This window comes from Nocardiopsis coralliicola (genome assembly GCF_054779695.1).
Window position 1 is genome coordinate 84715 of the sequence record NZ_BAAGXT010000017.1, and the last position, 14438, is coordinate 99152.

Consider the following 14438-nt stretch of genomic DNA (forward strand, 5'->3'; position numbering starts at 1 on the left):
TGTGCGCGCCGCCCCCCTGCCCCGCCACTGGCCGCCCCCTCCCTCGCCCGGTGCGCCGCACGGCGTCCGGCGACCACGGTAGGCGCGCCGCCCCTGGCCCGGCGCGCTGCCACGCCCCGCCGGCCTCGGACTTTGCCGGGCGGCGCTCCCCGGGGATACAAAACCGAACGCCATTCGGTTACCGTGGGGCCACCACGCCCCAGCACGCGAAGGAGCATCCATGAAGAGGGAACTCTTCGAGGCCGAGCACGACCTCTTCCGGGAGACCGCAGCCGGCTTCCTGGCCAAGGAGGTCGCCCCGTTCCACGCGCAGTGGGAGCAGGACGGCATCGTCCCCCGCGACGTGTGGACCAAGGCCGGCGCGCTCGGCCTGCTGGGGCTGGGGGTGCCCGAGGAGTACGGCGGCAGCGGCGTGCGCGACTACCGGTTCAACGCGGTGCTGGGCGAGGAGATCTGCGCCGCGCACGCCAGCGGCCTCGGCTTCACTCTGCAGAACGACGTCATCGCGCCCTACCTCGTGGACCTCACCGACGACGCGCAGAAGCAGCGCTGGCTGCCCGGCTTCTCCTCGGGCGAGCTGATCAGCGCGATCGCGATGACCGAGCCGGGCGCCGGCAGCGACCTGCAGGGGCTGCAGACGACCGCGGTCCGCGACGGCGACTCCTACGTCATCAACGGCCAGAAGACCTTCATCACCAACGGGATCAACGCCGACCTGGTGATCGTCGTCGCCCGCACCGACCCCGACGCCGGCGCGCACGGGTTCTCACTGCTCGTGGTGGAGCGGGGCGCGGAGGGCTTCGAGCGCGGCCGCAACCTCGACAAGATCGGGCTCAAGGCCCAGGACACCGCGGAGCTGTTCTTCACCGACGTGCGGGTGCCCGCGGAGAACCTGATCGGCACCGCGGGCCAGGGCTTCATCCACCTGATGGAGAAGCTGCCGCAGGAGCGGCTGTCCATCGCGGTGGCCGCCACCGCCGGGGCCGAGGCGATGCTGGCGCAGACCGTCGCCTACTGCAAGGAGCGCACCGCCTTCGGCCGGCCAATCGGGAAGTTCCAGAACACCCGTTTTGTACTGGCCGAACTGGCGACCGAGGTGGATCTCGCGCGCACCTACGTGGACCGGGCGATCACCCTGCTCAACCGGGGCGAACTGACCGTCGAGGACGCGGCGAAGGCGAAGTGGTGGACCACCGAGCTCGTCAACCGGGTGGCGGACCGGTGCCTGCAGCTGCACGGCGGGTACGGATACATGATGGAATACCCGGTGGCGAAGGCGTGGCAGGACGCCCGGATCCAGTCGATCTTCGGCGGAACGACGGAGATCATGAAGGAGATCGTGGGCCGTTCGCTGCTCCAGTAGCCACCGCCCTCCCGGCGGGGTCCCGGCCACCGGGGCCCCGCGGGGCGTCCGGCTGCGGCGAAAGGTCTCCATGACTGGCGCGTGGGACGGTCTCATCGTCCTGGGCCTGTTGGTCCTCCTCCTCGTCATCGGCGTGCGCAAGCTCCGCCCGCGCATGCACATCCCCTGGTCCACCGGCGGCATCGTGGTGTTCTTCATCTTCCTGGTGCTGCTGCTGTGGGCGTGGTCCTGGCGGTAGACCCGCGGAGGGGCCGGCGCGGCGGCGATGCCCGCGGCGCCGCGGACCGGTGTGCGCCGTGCCGGGCGGCGGCCTGCCCGGGACGGGAGCCGCCGCAGGCGTGACCGGGGCGCAGCCGCGGCGGCCGGGACGGCTCGGGAGCGCTCGCGCCGGCGCGGGCCGCCACCTCGAGGACGCCGGCCGGGCGGAACGCGCGGCGCGGCAGTCCGGCGGGGCGGCGGGGCGGCGGGGCGGCTGGCCCTCGCTACTCGCCCTTCATCGAGATCTCGAACCAGACGGCCTTACCCGAAGGTGTGGGGCGCGAGCCCCAGCGGTCGGCGAGCTGGTCGACGAGGTAGAGGCCGCGGCCGCCCTCGTCGTCGGCGCCGGCGCTGCGGATCCGCGGCAGCCTCAGGTCGTGGTCGAACACCTCGACCCACACCGAGCCCGCGCCGCGGCGCAGCCGCAGCAGGAACGAGACCGGCGCCGGCTCGTCGTCGGCGTCCTCCTCGGTGTCGGCGACCTCGTCGAGCAGGTCGGACCAGTCCTCGGAGAACTCCTCGCCGCCCAGATCGGCGGATGCCGCGCCGGAGTCGACCACGCCGCCTTCGGTGAAGTCGCGGCGCACCGGGTGCGGGGCGGCGTGGATGACGACGTTGGTGACGATCTCGGAGACCAGCAGGCAGGCCAGCTCGGCCTGGCCGGGGTCCATGCCCCAGTCGGAGAAGGTGTCGGCGGCGAGGTGGCGGGCCTCGGCGACGGTGGCGGCGTCGGCCACGAACCAGCCTTCGCGCAGCGCCAGCTCGTCGGGGTGGGTGCGGACGACGAGCAGCGCGGTGTCGTCGTCGTTCTCGCCGGGCACCGCGGACAGCGCGGTCTCGGCGATCCGCTCGACATCGGCCTCGGCGACGCCGGAGATGCGGCGGCGCAGCTGCTCCAGGGCGCGGCGCGAGTCGGCGCGGCCTCCGGGCAGCCGCCGGTCGATCAGGCCGTCGGTGAACAGCAGCAGGGTGGCGCCGGGCGGGAGGGTGAGCTCGGCCTGGTGGTAGATCGCCTCGTCGTAGGGGACGCCGCGGGTCTTCACGCCGAGCAGCGAGTCGGTGACCTCCAGGCGCAGCTCGTCGACGTGGCCGCCGGAGATGAGGAGCGGCGGCAGGTGCGCGGCGTTGGCGTAGGCGAGCTCGCGGGACCAGGCGTCGTAGACCATGTAGAGGCAGCTGACACTGGGCACCCAGGTGCCGCCGGCGCCGTCCGGCATGCCGAGCCGGCGCACCCATTCGTCGAGCTCGCGGAGGATGTCGGCGGGCTCGCGGTCGGCCTGGGCGAAGGCGCGCAGCGCGGCGCGGAGCTGGCCCATCACTGCGGCGGCGTGCGGGCCGCGCCCCTCGACGTCGCCGATGACGATGCCGACGCGGCCGGCCGACAGCGGGATGACGTCGTAGAAGTCGCCGCCGACCTGGGTCTGCACGCCGCGGCCGTGCGCCTCCAGCGGCTTCGCCGGCAGGTAGCGGTGCGCGACGGAGAGGCCGTCGAAGGAGGGGAAGCCGTTGGGCAGCAGGCTGTTCTGGAACGCGAGGGCGGTGCTGCGCTCCTCCTCGAACAGGCGGGCGTTGTCGATGGCGAGGGCGACGCGCCCGGCGACCGCGCCGACGAGGTCGCGGTCGAAGCCGTCGTAGGTGGCCTTGTCGCGCGGGGTGAGCCGGGACAGGGCGAGGGTGAGCACGCCCATCAGCTCGCCGCGTGCGCGCAGCGGCGCGGCGACGGCGGAGGTGACGCCGACCTGTTCGACCACGCGCTCAGCGGCGGCGTCCAGCGAGCCGGGCGGGTGGGTGACGTCGTCGACCGCGACGGCTTCGAGCCGGCGCATGGCGACGGCGGCGAAGCTGCGGTCGGCGTAGTGGACGTCCTCGCCCACGTCGGGCCAGGTACCGGGCGGCGGCGACCAGCCCTCGGCGTGCACCGAGGCGCGGCGGACCAGGCGGTCGCCGTCGTAGAGGTCGATGAAGCAGTGGTCGGCGAACTGCGGGACGAGGGTCTCGGCGACGGCGGTCAGCGCGCCGTCGAAGCGGAGCGAGCCGGCCAGCCGGTCGCCGATCCGCTCCAGGAGCCCGTACTGCTCCTCGACGCGGCCGCTGCGCATCGCCTCGTAGGCGAACATCGCCATGCCCTCGATCGCGCCGTCGTCATCGCACACCGGCACGGCCTGCACCCGGACGTGCATCCAGGTGCGGTCGGCGCGGACCACGCCGAACGTGCCCTCCCACGTCTCGCCCTTGAGGACCCGCCGGGCCAGCTGGGCGGCGCGCTCGCGGTCGGACTCGTGGATGCCGATGTCCAGCAGCGAGGTACCGAACGGGTCAGCGCCCTCCGCGAAGCCGAAGAGCTCCCGGGCATGGCTGTTCCAGTAGCGCAGGTGGCTGTAGCGGTCCGTCATGACGACGGCGATCTGCGCCTGTTCGACGACCGTCTCCCCGGTGACCGCGCTGTCGCCGTAGAAGGCTTCCCCCCACCGCTTCATTCAGCCGCCACCTTGCCGTCAAGGATCCACGTCATGACGCCCCGCGCGTTCCGGATCGCCCCCGCTCTCGGCCGAGCATAGCCCCATAGGGCACGAATCCGCAGTGCAACGCGACATTTCGGGGACCCGCAGCGGCACAGGACCGCAGGTGGGGCGCTGTGCGCGCCGCTGGTGCGGGCGCGGTGCGCACCCGCACTGAGCGGGGCGGCCCGGATGCCGGATGCGCGCCGCGCACACGCGCAGCGGGACCGGTGGGGCATGTGGGGCGAGAGCGGGAGGGGACAGGGTGGCCGGCGGCTGGAAGTGCAGGGCAGCGGACTGCCGGGGCGGCGCGGGCGGCCGCGGAGCGGCGGGCGCCGGACAGGCGGAGCAGGGCGGTACGGACGTGCCGCCGCCGAGCTCCGCACCGCCTTTCCGTCACAGCTTGGCGACGAAGACGTGGTCGGCGATGTCCCGTGCGAGCTCGCCCTCGGCGTGGTCGGCACCGGCCAGGACCCGCACACCGTCCTCGCTGGCGAGGAGGGTGACCTCCCGGCCGGGCTGCACGCCGGCCTCCTTGAGGCGGAGCATCACGGCGGTGTCGGTCTGCAGCTGCTCGCTGATGCGGCGGACCGCGACCTGGGTCTCGGCGCCGTTGACGATCTCGGTCATCGGGACGATCGAGTCGTCGGAGAACGGCTCCGGCGCGTAGTCGGCGAGGCCGAGCTCGTCCAGCCCCGGGATGGGGTTGCCGTGCGGGCACACCGAGGGGGCGTTGAGCAGGCCGACCAGGCGCTCCTCGACCGCCTCGGAGATGACGTGCTCCCAGCGGCACGCCTCGACGTGCACGTCCTCCCAGGGGAGGCCGATGACGTCGATCAGCAGCCGCTCGGCGAGCCGGTGCTTGCGCATCACGTGGGTGGCGAGGCGGCGCCCCTCCTCGGTCATCACGAGGTGGCGGTCGTTCTCGACGCGGAGCAGGCCGTCGCGCTCCATCCGGGCCACGGTCTGGCTCACGGTGGGGCCGCTCTGGTTCAGACGCTCGGCGATGCGGGCCCGAAGGGGGACGATGCCCTCCTCTTCGAGCTCGAAGATCGTGCGGAGATACATCTCCGTGGTGTCGATGAGCCCGTGCGCGGTCAACGTTCTCCTCCCCTCGCCGGCCGTCGGGCGATCGCCGCGGCGCGGCGGTTCCGGCGGAGATGCCAACATCCGCGGACGGCACCGGATTCCCGCCGGGGGCGCGACGTGGCCACCGGTGCAGCCATCATAGCGCGACGCGGGTGCGGCGGGGCGGGCCGAGTGCCGGCGCCGCCGGCACTCCGGGCACCGGCTCCGCTTCCGGGCGCCGGCGGCCGTGTCCGACATCACCGCCGCGGGCTCCCCGTGCCCCGCCGGGCACCGCCGGGGGTCAGGGCGCGAGCCGCTCCACCGCCCATCCGCGGCCCGAGCGCCGGTAGTGGAACCGGTCGTGCATGCGATCGCCGCCGCCCTGCCAGAACTCCATCTCGACCGGCCGGACCAGGTAGCCGCCCCAGTAGTCCGGGCGCTGCACTTCCTCCCGGTCGCCCCAGACTCCGGCCCAGTGCGCGTAGGCGGCGTCCAGGGCGGCCCGGTCGGGCACCGGGGACGACTGGTGGGCACTGGCCCAGGCACCGATCTGGGAGCCGCGCGGGCGGGACCGGAAGTAGCGGTCGTTCTCCTCCGCGCCGAGCGGCTCGGCGCGGCCGGTGACCAGGACCTGGCGGCGCATCGGGTGCCAGGGGAAGAGCAGGCTCGCCCGCGGCTCAGCGCGGAGCGCGGCGGCCTTGCGGGAGCGCAGGTTGGTGTAGAAGCGCAGCCCGTCGCGGTCGAAGCCCTTGAGCAGGACGGTGCGCGACCGCGGCGTGCCGTCGGCGTCGACGGTGCCGACCACCATCGCGTTGGGCTCGGCGAGGCCGGCGGCTGCGGCGTCCTCGAACCAGGCGGCGAAGAGGTCCATCGGCTCCGCGGGCAGGCCGGCCGCGTGCAGCGGCGCCCCGCTGTAGGGTTCCCGCAGCTCGGCGGGATCGCAGTGGTTCACGAGGCCGCATCCAAGCACGTTGCCGTACCGCGGCGCCAGCGGTTCCGCGGCGCGCACCGCAGGGCCCCCGCCCGCCGCCGGCCCGCCCCGGCGCAATTCACAGGGATTAACGCCGAATTCCGCGAATTCACAGTTTCTTCACAGTCGGCCGGCCAATTCGACGGGCCTCCCCGGCGCCTTCGCGAAGCGCCCCGTTGCGCTCTCGGAAGCCGCTATTCGCAGTGCGCGCCGGCGCCCTGCGGGAACCGGCGGGGGCCGCACCGCCCCCGCCGCAGGCATTCCCGGCGCGACCTCGCGCATCCGCGCTTTCCACCCCCTTACCTGCGGCGCCGCGAGCGCGGGCACTACCATGTGCCGGGTGAGCGACATTCAGATCCCCGCGAACCTGCTTCCCTCCGACGGACGTTTCGGGAGCGGCCCGTCCAAGGTCCGCCCCGAGCAGCTCCGGGCGCTGGCCGATTCCGGATCGACTTATCTGGGAACGTCCCACCGCCAAAAGCCGGTCAAATCCCTCGTCGGCCGGGTGCGTTCCGGCCTCTCCGAACTGTTCTCGCTCCCCGAGGGCTACGAGGTGGTCCTCGGCAACGGCGGCACCACCGCCTTCTGGGACATCGCGGCGCACGGCCTGATCCGCGAGCGCTCCCAGCACCTGTCCTTCGGCGAGTTCTCCAGCAAGTTCGCCAAGGTCGCGGCGGGCGCGCCGTGGCTGGGCGAGCCCACCGTGATCGCCACCGACCCGGGCACCCACGGCCAGGCGCGCGCCGAGGACGGCATCGACGCCTACGCGCTCACCCACAACGAGACCTCGACCGGTGTGGCGATGCCGATCCGCCGCCCGGCCGGCGCCGCCGGCGACGCGCTCGTCCTCACCGACGCCACCAGCGGCGCGGCGGGCCTGCCGGTGGACATCGCCCAGACCGACGTCTACTACTTCGCGCCGCAGAAGGGCTTCGCCTCGGACGGCGGCCTGTGGGCGGCGATCATGTCGCCGCGCGCGCTGGAGCGGGCGGCCGAGATCGCCGGCTCCGGCCGGTACGTGCCCGAGTTCTTCTCGCTGCCGACCGCGATCGACAACTCCCGCAAGGACCAGACCTACAACACCCCGGCCGTGGCCACCCTGCTGCTCTTCGCCGAGCAGCTGGAGTGGATGAACGGCCACGGCGGGCTCGACTGGTCGGTCGCCCGCACCGCGGAGTCCTCCGGCATCCTCTACACCTGGGCCGAGAAGGCGGAGTTCGCGACTCCGTTCGTGGCCGACCCGGCGCAGCGCTCGCAGGTGGTGGCCACCATCGACTTCGACGAGGCGGTGGACGCGGCCGCCGTCGCCAAGGTGCTGCGCTCCAACGGCATCGTCGACACCGAGCCCTACCGCAAGCTGGGCCGCAACCAGTTGCGCGTCGCCACGTTCCCGGCCGTCGAGCCGTCCGACGTGCAGGCGCTGACGGCGTGCATCGACCACGTCGTCGCCGCCCTGGGCTAGGGAGTGTTTTTGACGGCTTCCGTCAGGCGGGCGGCCGTCCAGGCAATCTCTCGCGAGTCCGCTGTGCGAAGCTGAGCCTGGTGTGGCTTTTCGAGTGCAGCGGCGCAGCGAGAGGCAGCCTGGTAGTCGCGCAGCCGGGAATGGTTCAACAAACACGACCTAGAGCGCCCGGCCGCAGGCACCGGTCCGGCACCGAGTTGGCCTGCGCACCCGCGAGCGGATAGACAGGTGGCCGGCGCCCGATCGGGCGCCGGCCACCTGCGCGTCCGCCCCCTCGCCGAGGCGGTTTCCGGCGCGCGGATCCCACCGAGCCGAACCGGGCGGAGCACAGCGTGCGCAGGAACAAGGGGCAGCACTCGATCGCCGTCATCTCCCACCGCGGGGCCTCCGGGCACCGCCCGGAGCACACGGCCGCGGCCTACCGCCTCGGGGCGCGGTACGGCGGCGACTTCATCGAGATCGACCTGGTCGCCACCGCCGACGGCGCGCTGGTGGCGCGGCACGACGCCGAGATCGGCGCCACCACCGACGTCGCCGCCCGGCCGGAGTTCGCCGAACGGCGCACCACGCGCACCATCGACGGCACCGAGCACACCGGCTGGTTCGCGCAGGACTTCACGCTGGCAGAGCTGAAGACGCTGCGTGCCGTGGAGCGCCTGCCCGAAATCCGCCCGGACAACGCCGAGCGGGACGGCGAGGAGGAGATCCCGACCCTGGCGGAGATCATCGCCCTGGCCCGGGAGCTCACCGCGGAGCTGGGCCGGCCGGTCGGCATCTACCCGGAGACCAAGCACCCGGCCTACCACTCCTCCCAGGGGCTGGCGCTGGAGCCGCTGCTCATCAAGGAGCTGAACGCGGCGGGCCTGGCCGGCCCGGAGCCGGAGCTGCCGGTCTTCCTGCAGTCGTTCGAGGCGGACAGCCTGCAGGCGCTGGCGGAGCTGGAGCTGCCGGCGGTCCAGCTGATCGGGTCGGGCCCGGAGTGGGCGCCGGTGCTGACCGAGGAGGGGATGGCGGCGGTCGCGGAGTACGCGGCGGCGATCGGTCCGGCGAAGGAGCTCGTGATCGCGCGCGACGCCGACGGCGCGCTGTCCGCCGAGCCGACCGGCCTGGTGGACGCGGCGCACGAGGCAGGCCTGCTGGTGCACCCGTTCACCTTCCGCAGCGAGAACCGCTTCCTCCCCGCGGACCTGCGCTCCGGCGGCGGCCCGAGCGCCTTCGGGTCCTTCGCCACCGAGTACGACGCCTTCTTCGCGGCCGGCGTCGACGGCGTCTTCACCGACCACTCGCGGCACGCCTACCTCGCCCGCGAGGTCTTCGAAGCCGAGGGCTGACGGTGCGGTTCCGTGCCGCCGGGCGGGGAGACGACCCCCCGCACCAGTACCGCCGGGCGGGGTGACGACCCCCCGCACCAGTACCGCCGGGCGGGGAGACGACCCCCCGCACCCCCCGCAACCCGCCGTTGCCTGCCGTTGCCTGCCGTTGCCTGCCGTTGCCTGCCGTTGCGTTCGGCTGGGGCAGCCACCCGCCGTTGGTTCCCGGGCGGGGTGCCGCCCCGCCTCACGCCTTGCGGGCGAGGAACACGATGGCGCCGATGACGAGGGCTGCGACCGCTGCCCCGCCGAGCAGGAGGCCGCGGCCGCCGGAGCCGGAGGCGCCGTCGGGGTCCGGAGCGGAGCCGTCGGCGGGGGCGGCTTCGGCGGGATCTGCGGCGTCGGCCGCGGAGCCGGAGTCCGGATCGGGTACCGGAACGCTGTAGACCGGGCTCTGGGCCCCTTCACTGCCGGCCATGAGGGCGGTGCCGTCGGGGGTGAAGGCGAGCGACTCGCCCTGCTCGGTCTCCGGGAGGCCGAGCTTGGTGCGGGACGGGCCGGGCACGCCGTCGGCGGCCTCGTAGACGGTGGCGCCCCAGTAGGTGCGGATGGCGTAGGCCGAGCCGTCCGGTGCGAAGGTCGCGTCGGTGGCGAAGGCGGGGGCCGGGCCGATCCGCTCCAGGACGTTCTCCCCGTCCGGGTCGAGCTCTTCGGGCGCCGCGTACAGGCTCCCGCCGAACTCCTTGCTGACCACGTAGAGACGCCCGTCGCGCGGGTCGACCATCAGGGACTCGGCGTTGCGCGCGCCGTCGGCGTAGACGAGCGTGAACGCCTCGGCCTCCACCGACGTGTCGGCGAGCGTCTCCGGCTCGGCGAAGCGGTAGACGCGGACCGAGGGCCAGCCGCCGTCGTGGTTGTCGCCGATGTCGCCGACGAAGACCTCCGCCCTGCCGTCCGCGTCCTCGGCGACCGCGATCGCCTCCCAGTCGCGCAGCTCGACCCCGTCGCCGGTGAGGCCCACTGCGGCGGCGACCGCGCCGCTGGAGTCGACGGCGTACACCTCGGCCGGATAGTCGCCGCTGTCGTTGTGGGTCCAGTACACGCCGTCGTGCCGGGCTGAGGCGGCGAGGCCGCTGGACTCGGTGACGCGCTCGTCGTCGATGCGGAACGCGAGCTCCGCGCCCTCCGGCACGTTCCCCCCGCCCCGCAGACCCCCCGACCCGCCGGAGCCGCCCCCGCCGGAGCTGTCGGCCGCTGCCCCCGCGGCCGGCGTGCAGGCCAGGACCGTGGCAAGGAGAAGCGCTGCAGCGCGGCGGCGGACCATACCGGTCATCCTGCCATCCCCGCCCGCGCCGGGGGTGATTCCGGCCCGGAGGCGGGGCATGTTCAGGCAAGGGCGTGTTCGGCGGGCGGTCTCCGCGGCAAGCGGTGGTCCGGCACCGGACGGCGGGGACCCGGTGGGCCCGCCGGTCCCCTCGCCACCGGCTGAGCAGGCCGCGGCGAGGAGAGTGCCGGGACGCCGTGCAGGGGACGGCGACCCGCCGAGCGCACCCCAGGGCGTGCCGCCGAACATGCCCGCGAGCCGCCGCCCCCGCGGCGGGCGGTGCACCGGCCGCGCGGCCGGCCCGGCGGAGGGAGCCGCCGGGCGGTGCGGGGCTCCTCCGGCGGCCGCGCCCGCGGCGCCGGGACCGCACCCTCCGCCGCCGCGATGAAGGGATGGAGCAATGAGGATCACCGCCTGCCTGAACGGGGACCGCCGCCCCGGCGACCACCCCGCCCTGCCCGTCACCGCCGACCAGGTCGCGGCCGACGCCGCCGCCGCGGTCGGCGCGGGTGCACACGCCCTGCACCTGCATCCGCGCGATGCGCGGGGCGCTCAGGAGCTCGGGCCGCAGGTGCTCTCCCCGCTGCTGGCGCAGGTCCGCCGAGCGGCGGGCGGAGTGCCGCTGAGCGTCACGACCGCGCTGACGGCGGAACCGGACCCGTGGCGCCGCTACGACCTGGTGCAGCGCTGGGGTGCCATGCCGGACGCGGCGGTGGTGCACCTGCACGAGGCCGGCGCGGTGGAGGTCGCGCGGCTGCTGCTGGACCGTCGCGTGGCGGTGGAGGCGGGCCTGGCGACCGTCGAGGCGGCGCGGCTGCTGGTGGCGACGGAGCTGGCGGGCGCGGTGGCCCGGATCCTGGTGGAGCCGGCCCAGGAGGATCCCGAGGAGGCGCTGCAGACCGCGGACGCGATCGACGCGGTGCTGGACCGGGCGGGTGTTCCGGGGCCGCGGACCCTGCACGGCACCGGCGCGGCGGCGTGGCCGCTGCTGGACGCGGCGATCGCCACCGGCCGCGACATCCGCATCGGGCTGGAGGACACCCTCGCGGGTCCGGACGGCCGGGAGGCGGAGGGGAACGCGGCGCTGGTGGCCGAGGCGGTGCAGCGGGTCAGCGCAGCAGCGCCCCGATGACGACGATCAGCATGATCACCGTGAGCACGGTGGGCAGCAGCCAGCGCTGCTTGCGGTTGTTGGTGAGCATGCTCATGGACCGACCTCGTCGCGCGGGGAGGGGATGCGCCGGAGCGCCAGGGTGTGCTGGGTGCGGAGGGGCACCCTCAGCCTAGCGCGGGGTTGTCGGCGCCCTGCGCCAGCTCCCACGTGCGCAGGGTGCGGTAGCGGGCGCCGTCGGCGGCGCCGGGCACGGACTCCGCAAGGTGCACGGCGCCCACGTTCCAGAAGGGACTGGCGAGGGCGGCGAGGGCGGTGCGGAGATCGGCGAGGTCGGCCGGCTCCGCGCTGCGCGCGAGGGTGAGATGCGGCACGAAGGCGCGCCGGTCGGCGGGCTGGCCGCAGCGGCGGGCGGTCTTGGCGAGCGCGGCGGCCAGGCGCCCGAGCGCGGAGGTGCCGCCTTCCGCCCCGGCCCACAGGACGCGTGCGGCCCGATCGTCGCCCGGGAAGGTGCCGACGCCGCGCAGCGCGATCCGGAACGCGGCGTGGCGGCGGGCTTCGGCGGAGAGGGCGGTGCACAGGCCCTGGTACCGGCGGTCGGGGACGTCGCCGAGGAAGCAGAGCGTGATGTGCCGGTCGGCACGGGCGGTCCAGCGCAGCGGCAGCGCGGGACCGGGGGCCGCGGCGAGCGCGCCGTCGACCGCGTCGAGTGCCTCTTCCGGCGGGTCCACCGCGACGAACAGGCGCACGGCCACCTCCTCGGTTCCCTCGGGCCCGTCGTGTGCATCATGGCGGACTGCGGCCGTCGGTCTCGGCCGAATGCGCAGAGGCACGCCCTACGCCTACCAGCACCCCCGGGCGCGGGGAAAGGGACATGAGTCCCCGACGGGCCGGGGAACCCCATCAGCACCAGCGCGGCCCGCGGTCGCCCGCGGCTCCGGCTGCCGGGGCGGGCGGGCCCGCCCGCTCGTCACGGGCCGATCGGCCCCCGCTCCACCGAGAGCCACGGCCACCGGGGCGACCGGGCGAGGCGGACCCCGCTCAGCCGGGCGAGCAGGACGGCGATCACCGTGGTCACGACCAGCGTCACGATGCCGCCGGTGGCGAGGCTGACCCGCGGCCCGAAGGCGTCGGCGAGGACGCCGACGATGGGCGCGCCGATCGGCGCCATGCCGAGGAACACCAGCATGTACATGCTCATCACCCGGCCGCGGAGCTGCGGTTCGACGCTGGTCTGGAAGAAGGCGTTCTGGGTTGCGGTGAACGTCAGGAACGCGACGCCCATCGGGATCAGGACCAGGGTGAAGGAGAGGTAGCCGGGCGCGAACGCGGAGGCGGTCTCGGCAGCACCGAACACCAGGGCGCCGATCAGGACGGTGCGCAGCCGCGGCCGCTCGCGGCGGGCGGACATCAGCGCGCCGGCCAGGGCGCCGATCGCGAGCGCGGCCGCGGCCACGCCGAAGGCTGCGGCGCCGGCGGTGAAGACGTTGTTGGTCATGAGCGCGATCTGGTTCTGCACGTTCGACCCGAACATCTGCAGGAACGCGGTCATGACGAGGAGCAGGACGAGGTCGCGGCGCCCGGCGATGTAGCGCAGGCCCTCCCGGGTCTGGCCCTTCGCGCGCGGCGCCGGCTCGGTGACCTGGAGCTCCCGGGGGCGCATCAGCCAGAGGCCGCCCAGCACGGCGAGGAAGGACGCGGAGTTGATCAGGAAGACCGGCCCGCTGCCGATGGCGGCGATGAGCAGACCGGCGACGGCGGGGCCGAGCACGCGGCCGAGCTGGAAGCTGGCGCTGTTCAGGGCGATGGCGTTGGGCAGGTCGCGGCGGCCCACCATCTCGACGACGAAGGTCTGCCGCGCCGGGTTGTCGAGCACAGTGACCAGGCCGAGGCCGACGGCGAACAGGTAGACGTGCCACACCTGGGCGTGGCCGGCGGTGGCGAGGATGCCCAGGCCGAGCGCGAGGGCGCCCATGATCGCCTGGGTGGTGATGAGCAGCCGGCGCTTGTTGGCCCGGTCGACGATGGTGCCGCCCCACAGGCCCAGGACCAGCATCGGCAGGAACTGCAGCGCGGTGGTGATGCCCAGCGCGATGCCGCTGCCGCCGCTGAGCTGGAGCACCAGCCAGTCCTGGGCGACGCGCTGCATCCAGGTGCCGGTGTTGGAGACGACCTGGCCGAGCGCGAAGAGGCGGTAGTTGCGCACCGCGAGGGAGCGGAACATCGCGGGCAGCCGGACGCCCGACCGGCCGGAGGTGTTCTCCGCCGCCTCGGGGGCAGCGGGCTCCGGGACCGCGGCCTCGGGCGCCGCCTCGGGGGGAGCACCCGGCGCAGCGTCCGGCGCGGAGGGAGACGGCGCGGGCGGCGGAAGGTCCGCAGCGCCACCGGCCGGGCCGCTGTCCGCGGGGGCGCCCGCGGCGGGGCCGGCTCCGGAATCGGCAGCGCGCCCGCCGGCGCGGCTGCCTAAGACTGGCTCAGCCGGTCCAGGATCTCCGCCGCCTGGCGCAGCACCGCCTTCTCCTTCGGGCTCAGCTCCGCCAGGCCGCGCGCCAGCCACGCCTCCCTGCGGTGCTGGTCCTCCTGCACCAGCTGATGCCCCTCCGGCGTCAGGTCGACCAGCTGCTGGCGCCCGTCCTGGGGATCCGGGCTGCGGGTCACCAGACCGCGCTCTTCCAGGGCGCTGATGATCCTGGTCATCGACGGCGGCTGGACTTTCTCGTGGTCGGCCAGGGCCCGGGGGGTCATCTGGCCGCGGCGCGCGAGCGCGAACAGGACGGCTCCCTGTCCGAGGGAGAGCGACGCGTCCGGGCGCTGCGCCCTCAGCCGGCGGGCGAGCCGCCCCACCACGACGCGCAGCACCGCTGCCAGTCCGGCGTCGGTTCGGGTCTGCGGGGAAAGATCGGGATTCTTCATTAGCACGACTCATTACTCTTGCTAACAGAAATGGGGGCCTGAGACATTCCCCGGACGCGCGGAGCGCGGCACCGGAGCGGCGCCCCGCGGGGCAGCACCGCGGGAACGGCAGAGTGCCCTGCCCTCCCCAACGGGGCGGACAGGGCACTCTATCCCTGAGC

Annotated in this window: 12 protein-coding genes; 5 read left to right on the forward strand and 7 right to left on the reverse strand. The window is 74.4% G+C overall.

Annotation, left to right across the window (positions count from 1 at the left end):
* Window positions 1-220 precede the first annotated feature (220 nt).
* Complete coding sequence (locus tag ACYVGT_RS14505; RefSeq protein WP_460858295.1) at window positions 221-1363, forward strand: acyl-CoA dehydrogenase family protein; 1143 nt, start codon at window positions 221-223, stop codon at window positions 1361-1363.
* A 70-nt stretch (window positions 1364-1433) separates the two neighbouring features.
* Window positions 1434-1601: a hypothetical protein gene (locus ACYVGT_RS14510; protein ID WP_460858297.1), complete on the forward strand. Its 168-nt coding sequence runs from the start codon at window positions 1434-1436 to the stop codon at window positions 1599-1601.
* 244 nt (window positions 1602-1845) lie between these two features.
* Here ACYVGT_RS14510 and ACYVGT_RS14515 read toward each other — a convergent pair whose 3' ends face one another.
* The 3 genes from ACYVGT_RS14515 to pdxH all read right to left on the reverse strand — a co-directional run bounded on the left by ACYVGT_RS14515 (window position 1846) and on the right by pdxH (window position 6139).
* On the reverse strand, window positions 1846-4098 hold the full coding sequence (locus tag ACYVGT_RS14515) for an ATP-binding SpoIIE family protein phosphatase (protein WP_460858299.1): 2253 nt from the start codon (window positions 4096-4098) through the stop codon (window positions 1846-1848).
* Window positions 4099-4515: 417 nt separating this feature from the next.
* Complete coding sequence (locus ACYVGT_RS14520) at window positions 4516-5220, reverse strand: metal-dependent transcriptional regulator (RefSeq protein ID WP_460858302.1); 705 nt, start codon at window positions 5218-5220, stop codon at window positions 4516-4518.
* 268 nt (window positions 5221-5488) lie between these two features.
* On the reverse strand, window positions 5489-6139 hold the full coding sequence (gene pdxH / locus ACYVGT_RS14525; protein WP_460858304.1) for a pyridoxamine 5'-phosphate oxidase: 651 nt from the start codon (window positions 6137-6139) through the stop codon (window positions 5489-5491).
* 349 nt (window positions 6140-6488) lie between these two features.
* Between pdxH and serC the strand changes: the two genes are divergently transcribed.
* Window positions 6489-7619: a phosphoserine transaminase gene (gene serC / locus ACYVGT_RS14530; protein ID WP_460858305.1), complete on the forward strand. Its 1131-nt coding sequence runs from the start codon at window positions 6489-6491 to the stop codon at window positions 7617-7619.
* Window positions 7620-7951: 332 nt separating this feature from the next.
* The gene (locus ACYVGT_RS14535; RefSeq protein WP_460858307.1) at window positions 7952-8950 is read left to right on the forward strand and encodes a glycerophosphodiester phosphodiesterase family protein; all 999 of its coding nucleotides are present in this window, start codon (window positions 7952-7954) and stop codon (window positions 8948-8950) included.
* A gap of 226 nt (window positions 8951-9176) precedes the next feature.
* On the opposite strand, the gene ACYVGT_RS14540 is transcribed toward ACYVGT_RS14535, so the two are convergent.
* On the reverse strand, window positions 9177-10262 hold the full coding sequence (locus tag ACYVGT_RS14540) for a hypothetical protein (RefSeq protein ID WP_460858309.1): 1086 nt from the start codon (window positions 10260-10262) through the stop codon (window positions 9177-9179).
* A 391-nt stretch (window positions 10263-10653) separates the two neighbouring features.
* Between ACYVGT_RS14540 and ACYVGT_RS14545 the strand changes: the two genes are divergently transcribed.
* Complete coding sequence (locus ACYVGT_RS14545) at window positions 10654-11385, forward strand: 3-keto-5-aminohexanoate cleavage protein (protein ID WP_460858311.1); 732 nt, start codon at window positions 10654-10656, stop codon at window positions 11383-11385.
* A gap of 146 nt (window positions 11386-11531) precedes the next feature.
* On the opposite strand, the gene thpR is transcribed toward ACYVGT_RS14545, so the two are convergent.
* The 3 genes from thpR to ACYVGT_RS14560 all read right to left on the reverse strand — a co-directional run bounded on the left by thpR (window position 11532) and on the right by ACYVGT_RS14560 (window position 14277).
* Complete coding sequence (thpR, locus tag ACYVGT_RS14550) at window positions 11532-12113, reverse strand: RNA 2',3'-cyclic phosphodiesterase (RefSeq protein WP_460858313.1); 582 nt, start codon at window positions 12111-12113, stop codon at window positions 11532-11534.
* 221 nt (window positions 12114-12334) lie between these two features.
* On the reverse strand, window positions 12335-13588 hold the full coding sequence (locus tag ACYVGT_RS14555; protein ID WP_460858315.1) for an MFS transporter: 1254 nt from the start codon (window positions 13586-13588) through the stop codon (window positions 12335-12337).
* Window positions 13589-13827: 239 nt separating this feature from the next.
* Window positions 13828-14277, reverse strand: a complete 450-nt coding sequence (locus ACYVGT_RS14560) for a MarR family winged helix-turn-helix transcriptional regulator (protein WP_460858317.1) — start codon at window positions 14275-14277, stop codon at window positions 13828-13830.
* Window positions 14278-14438: the final 161 nt, after the last annotated feature.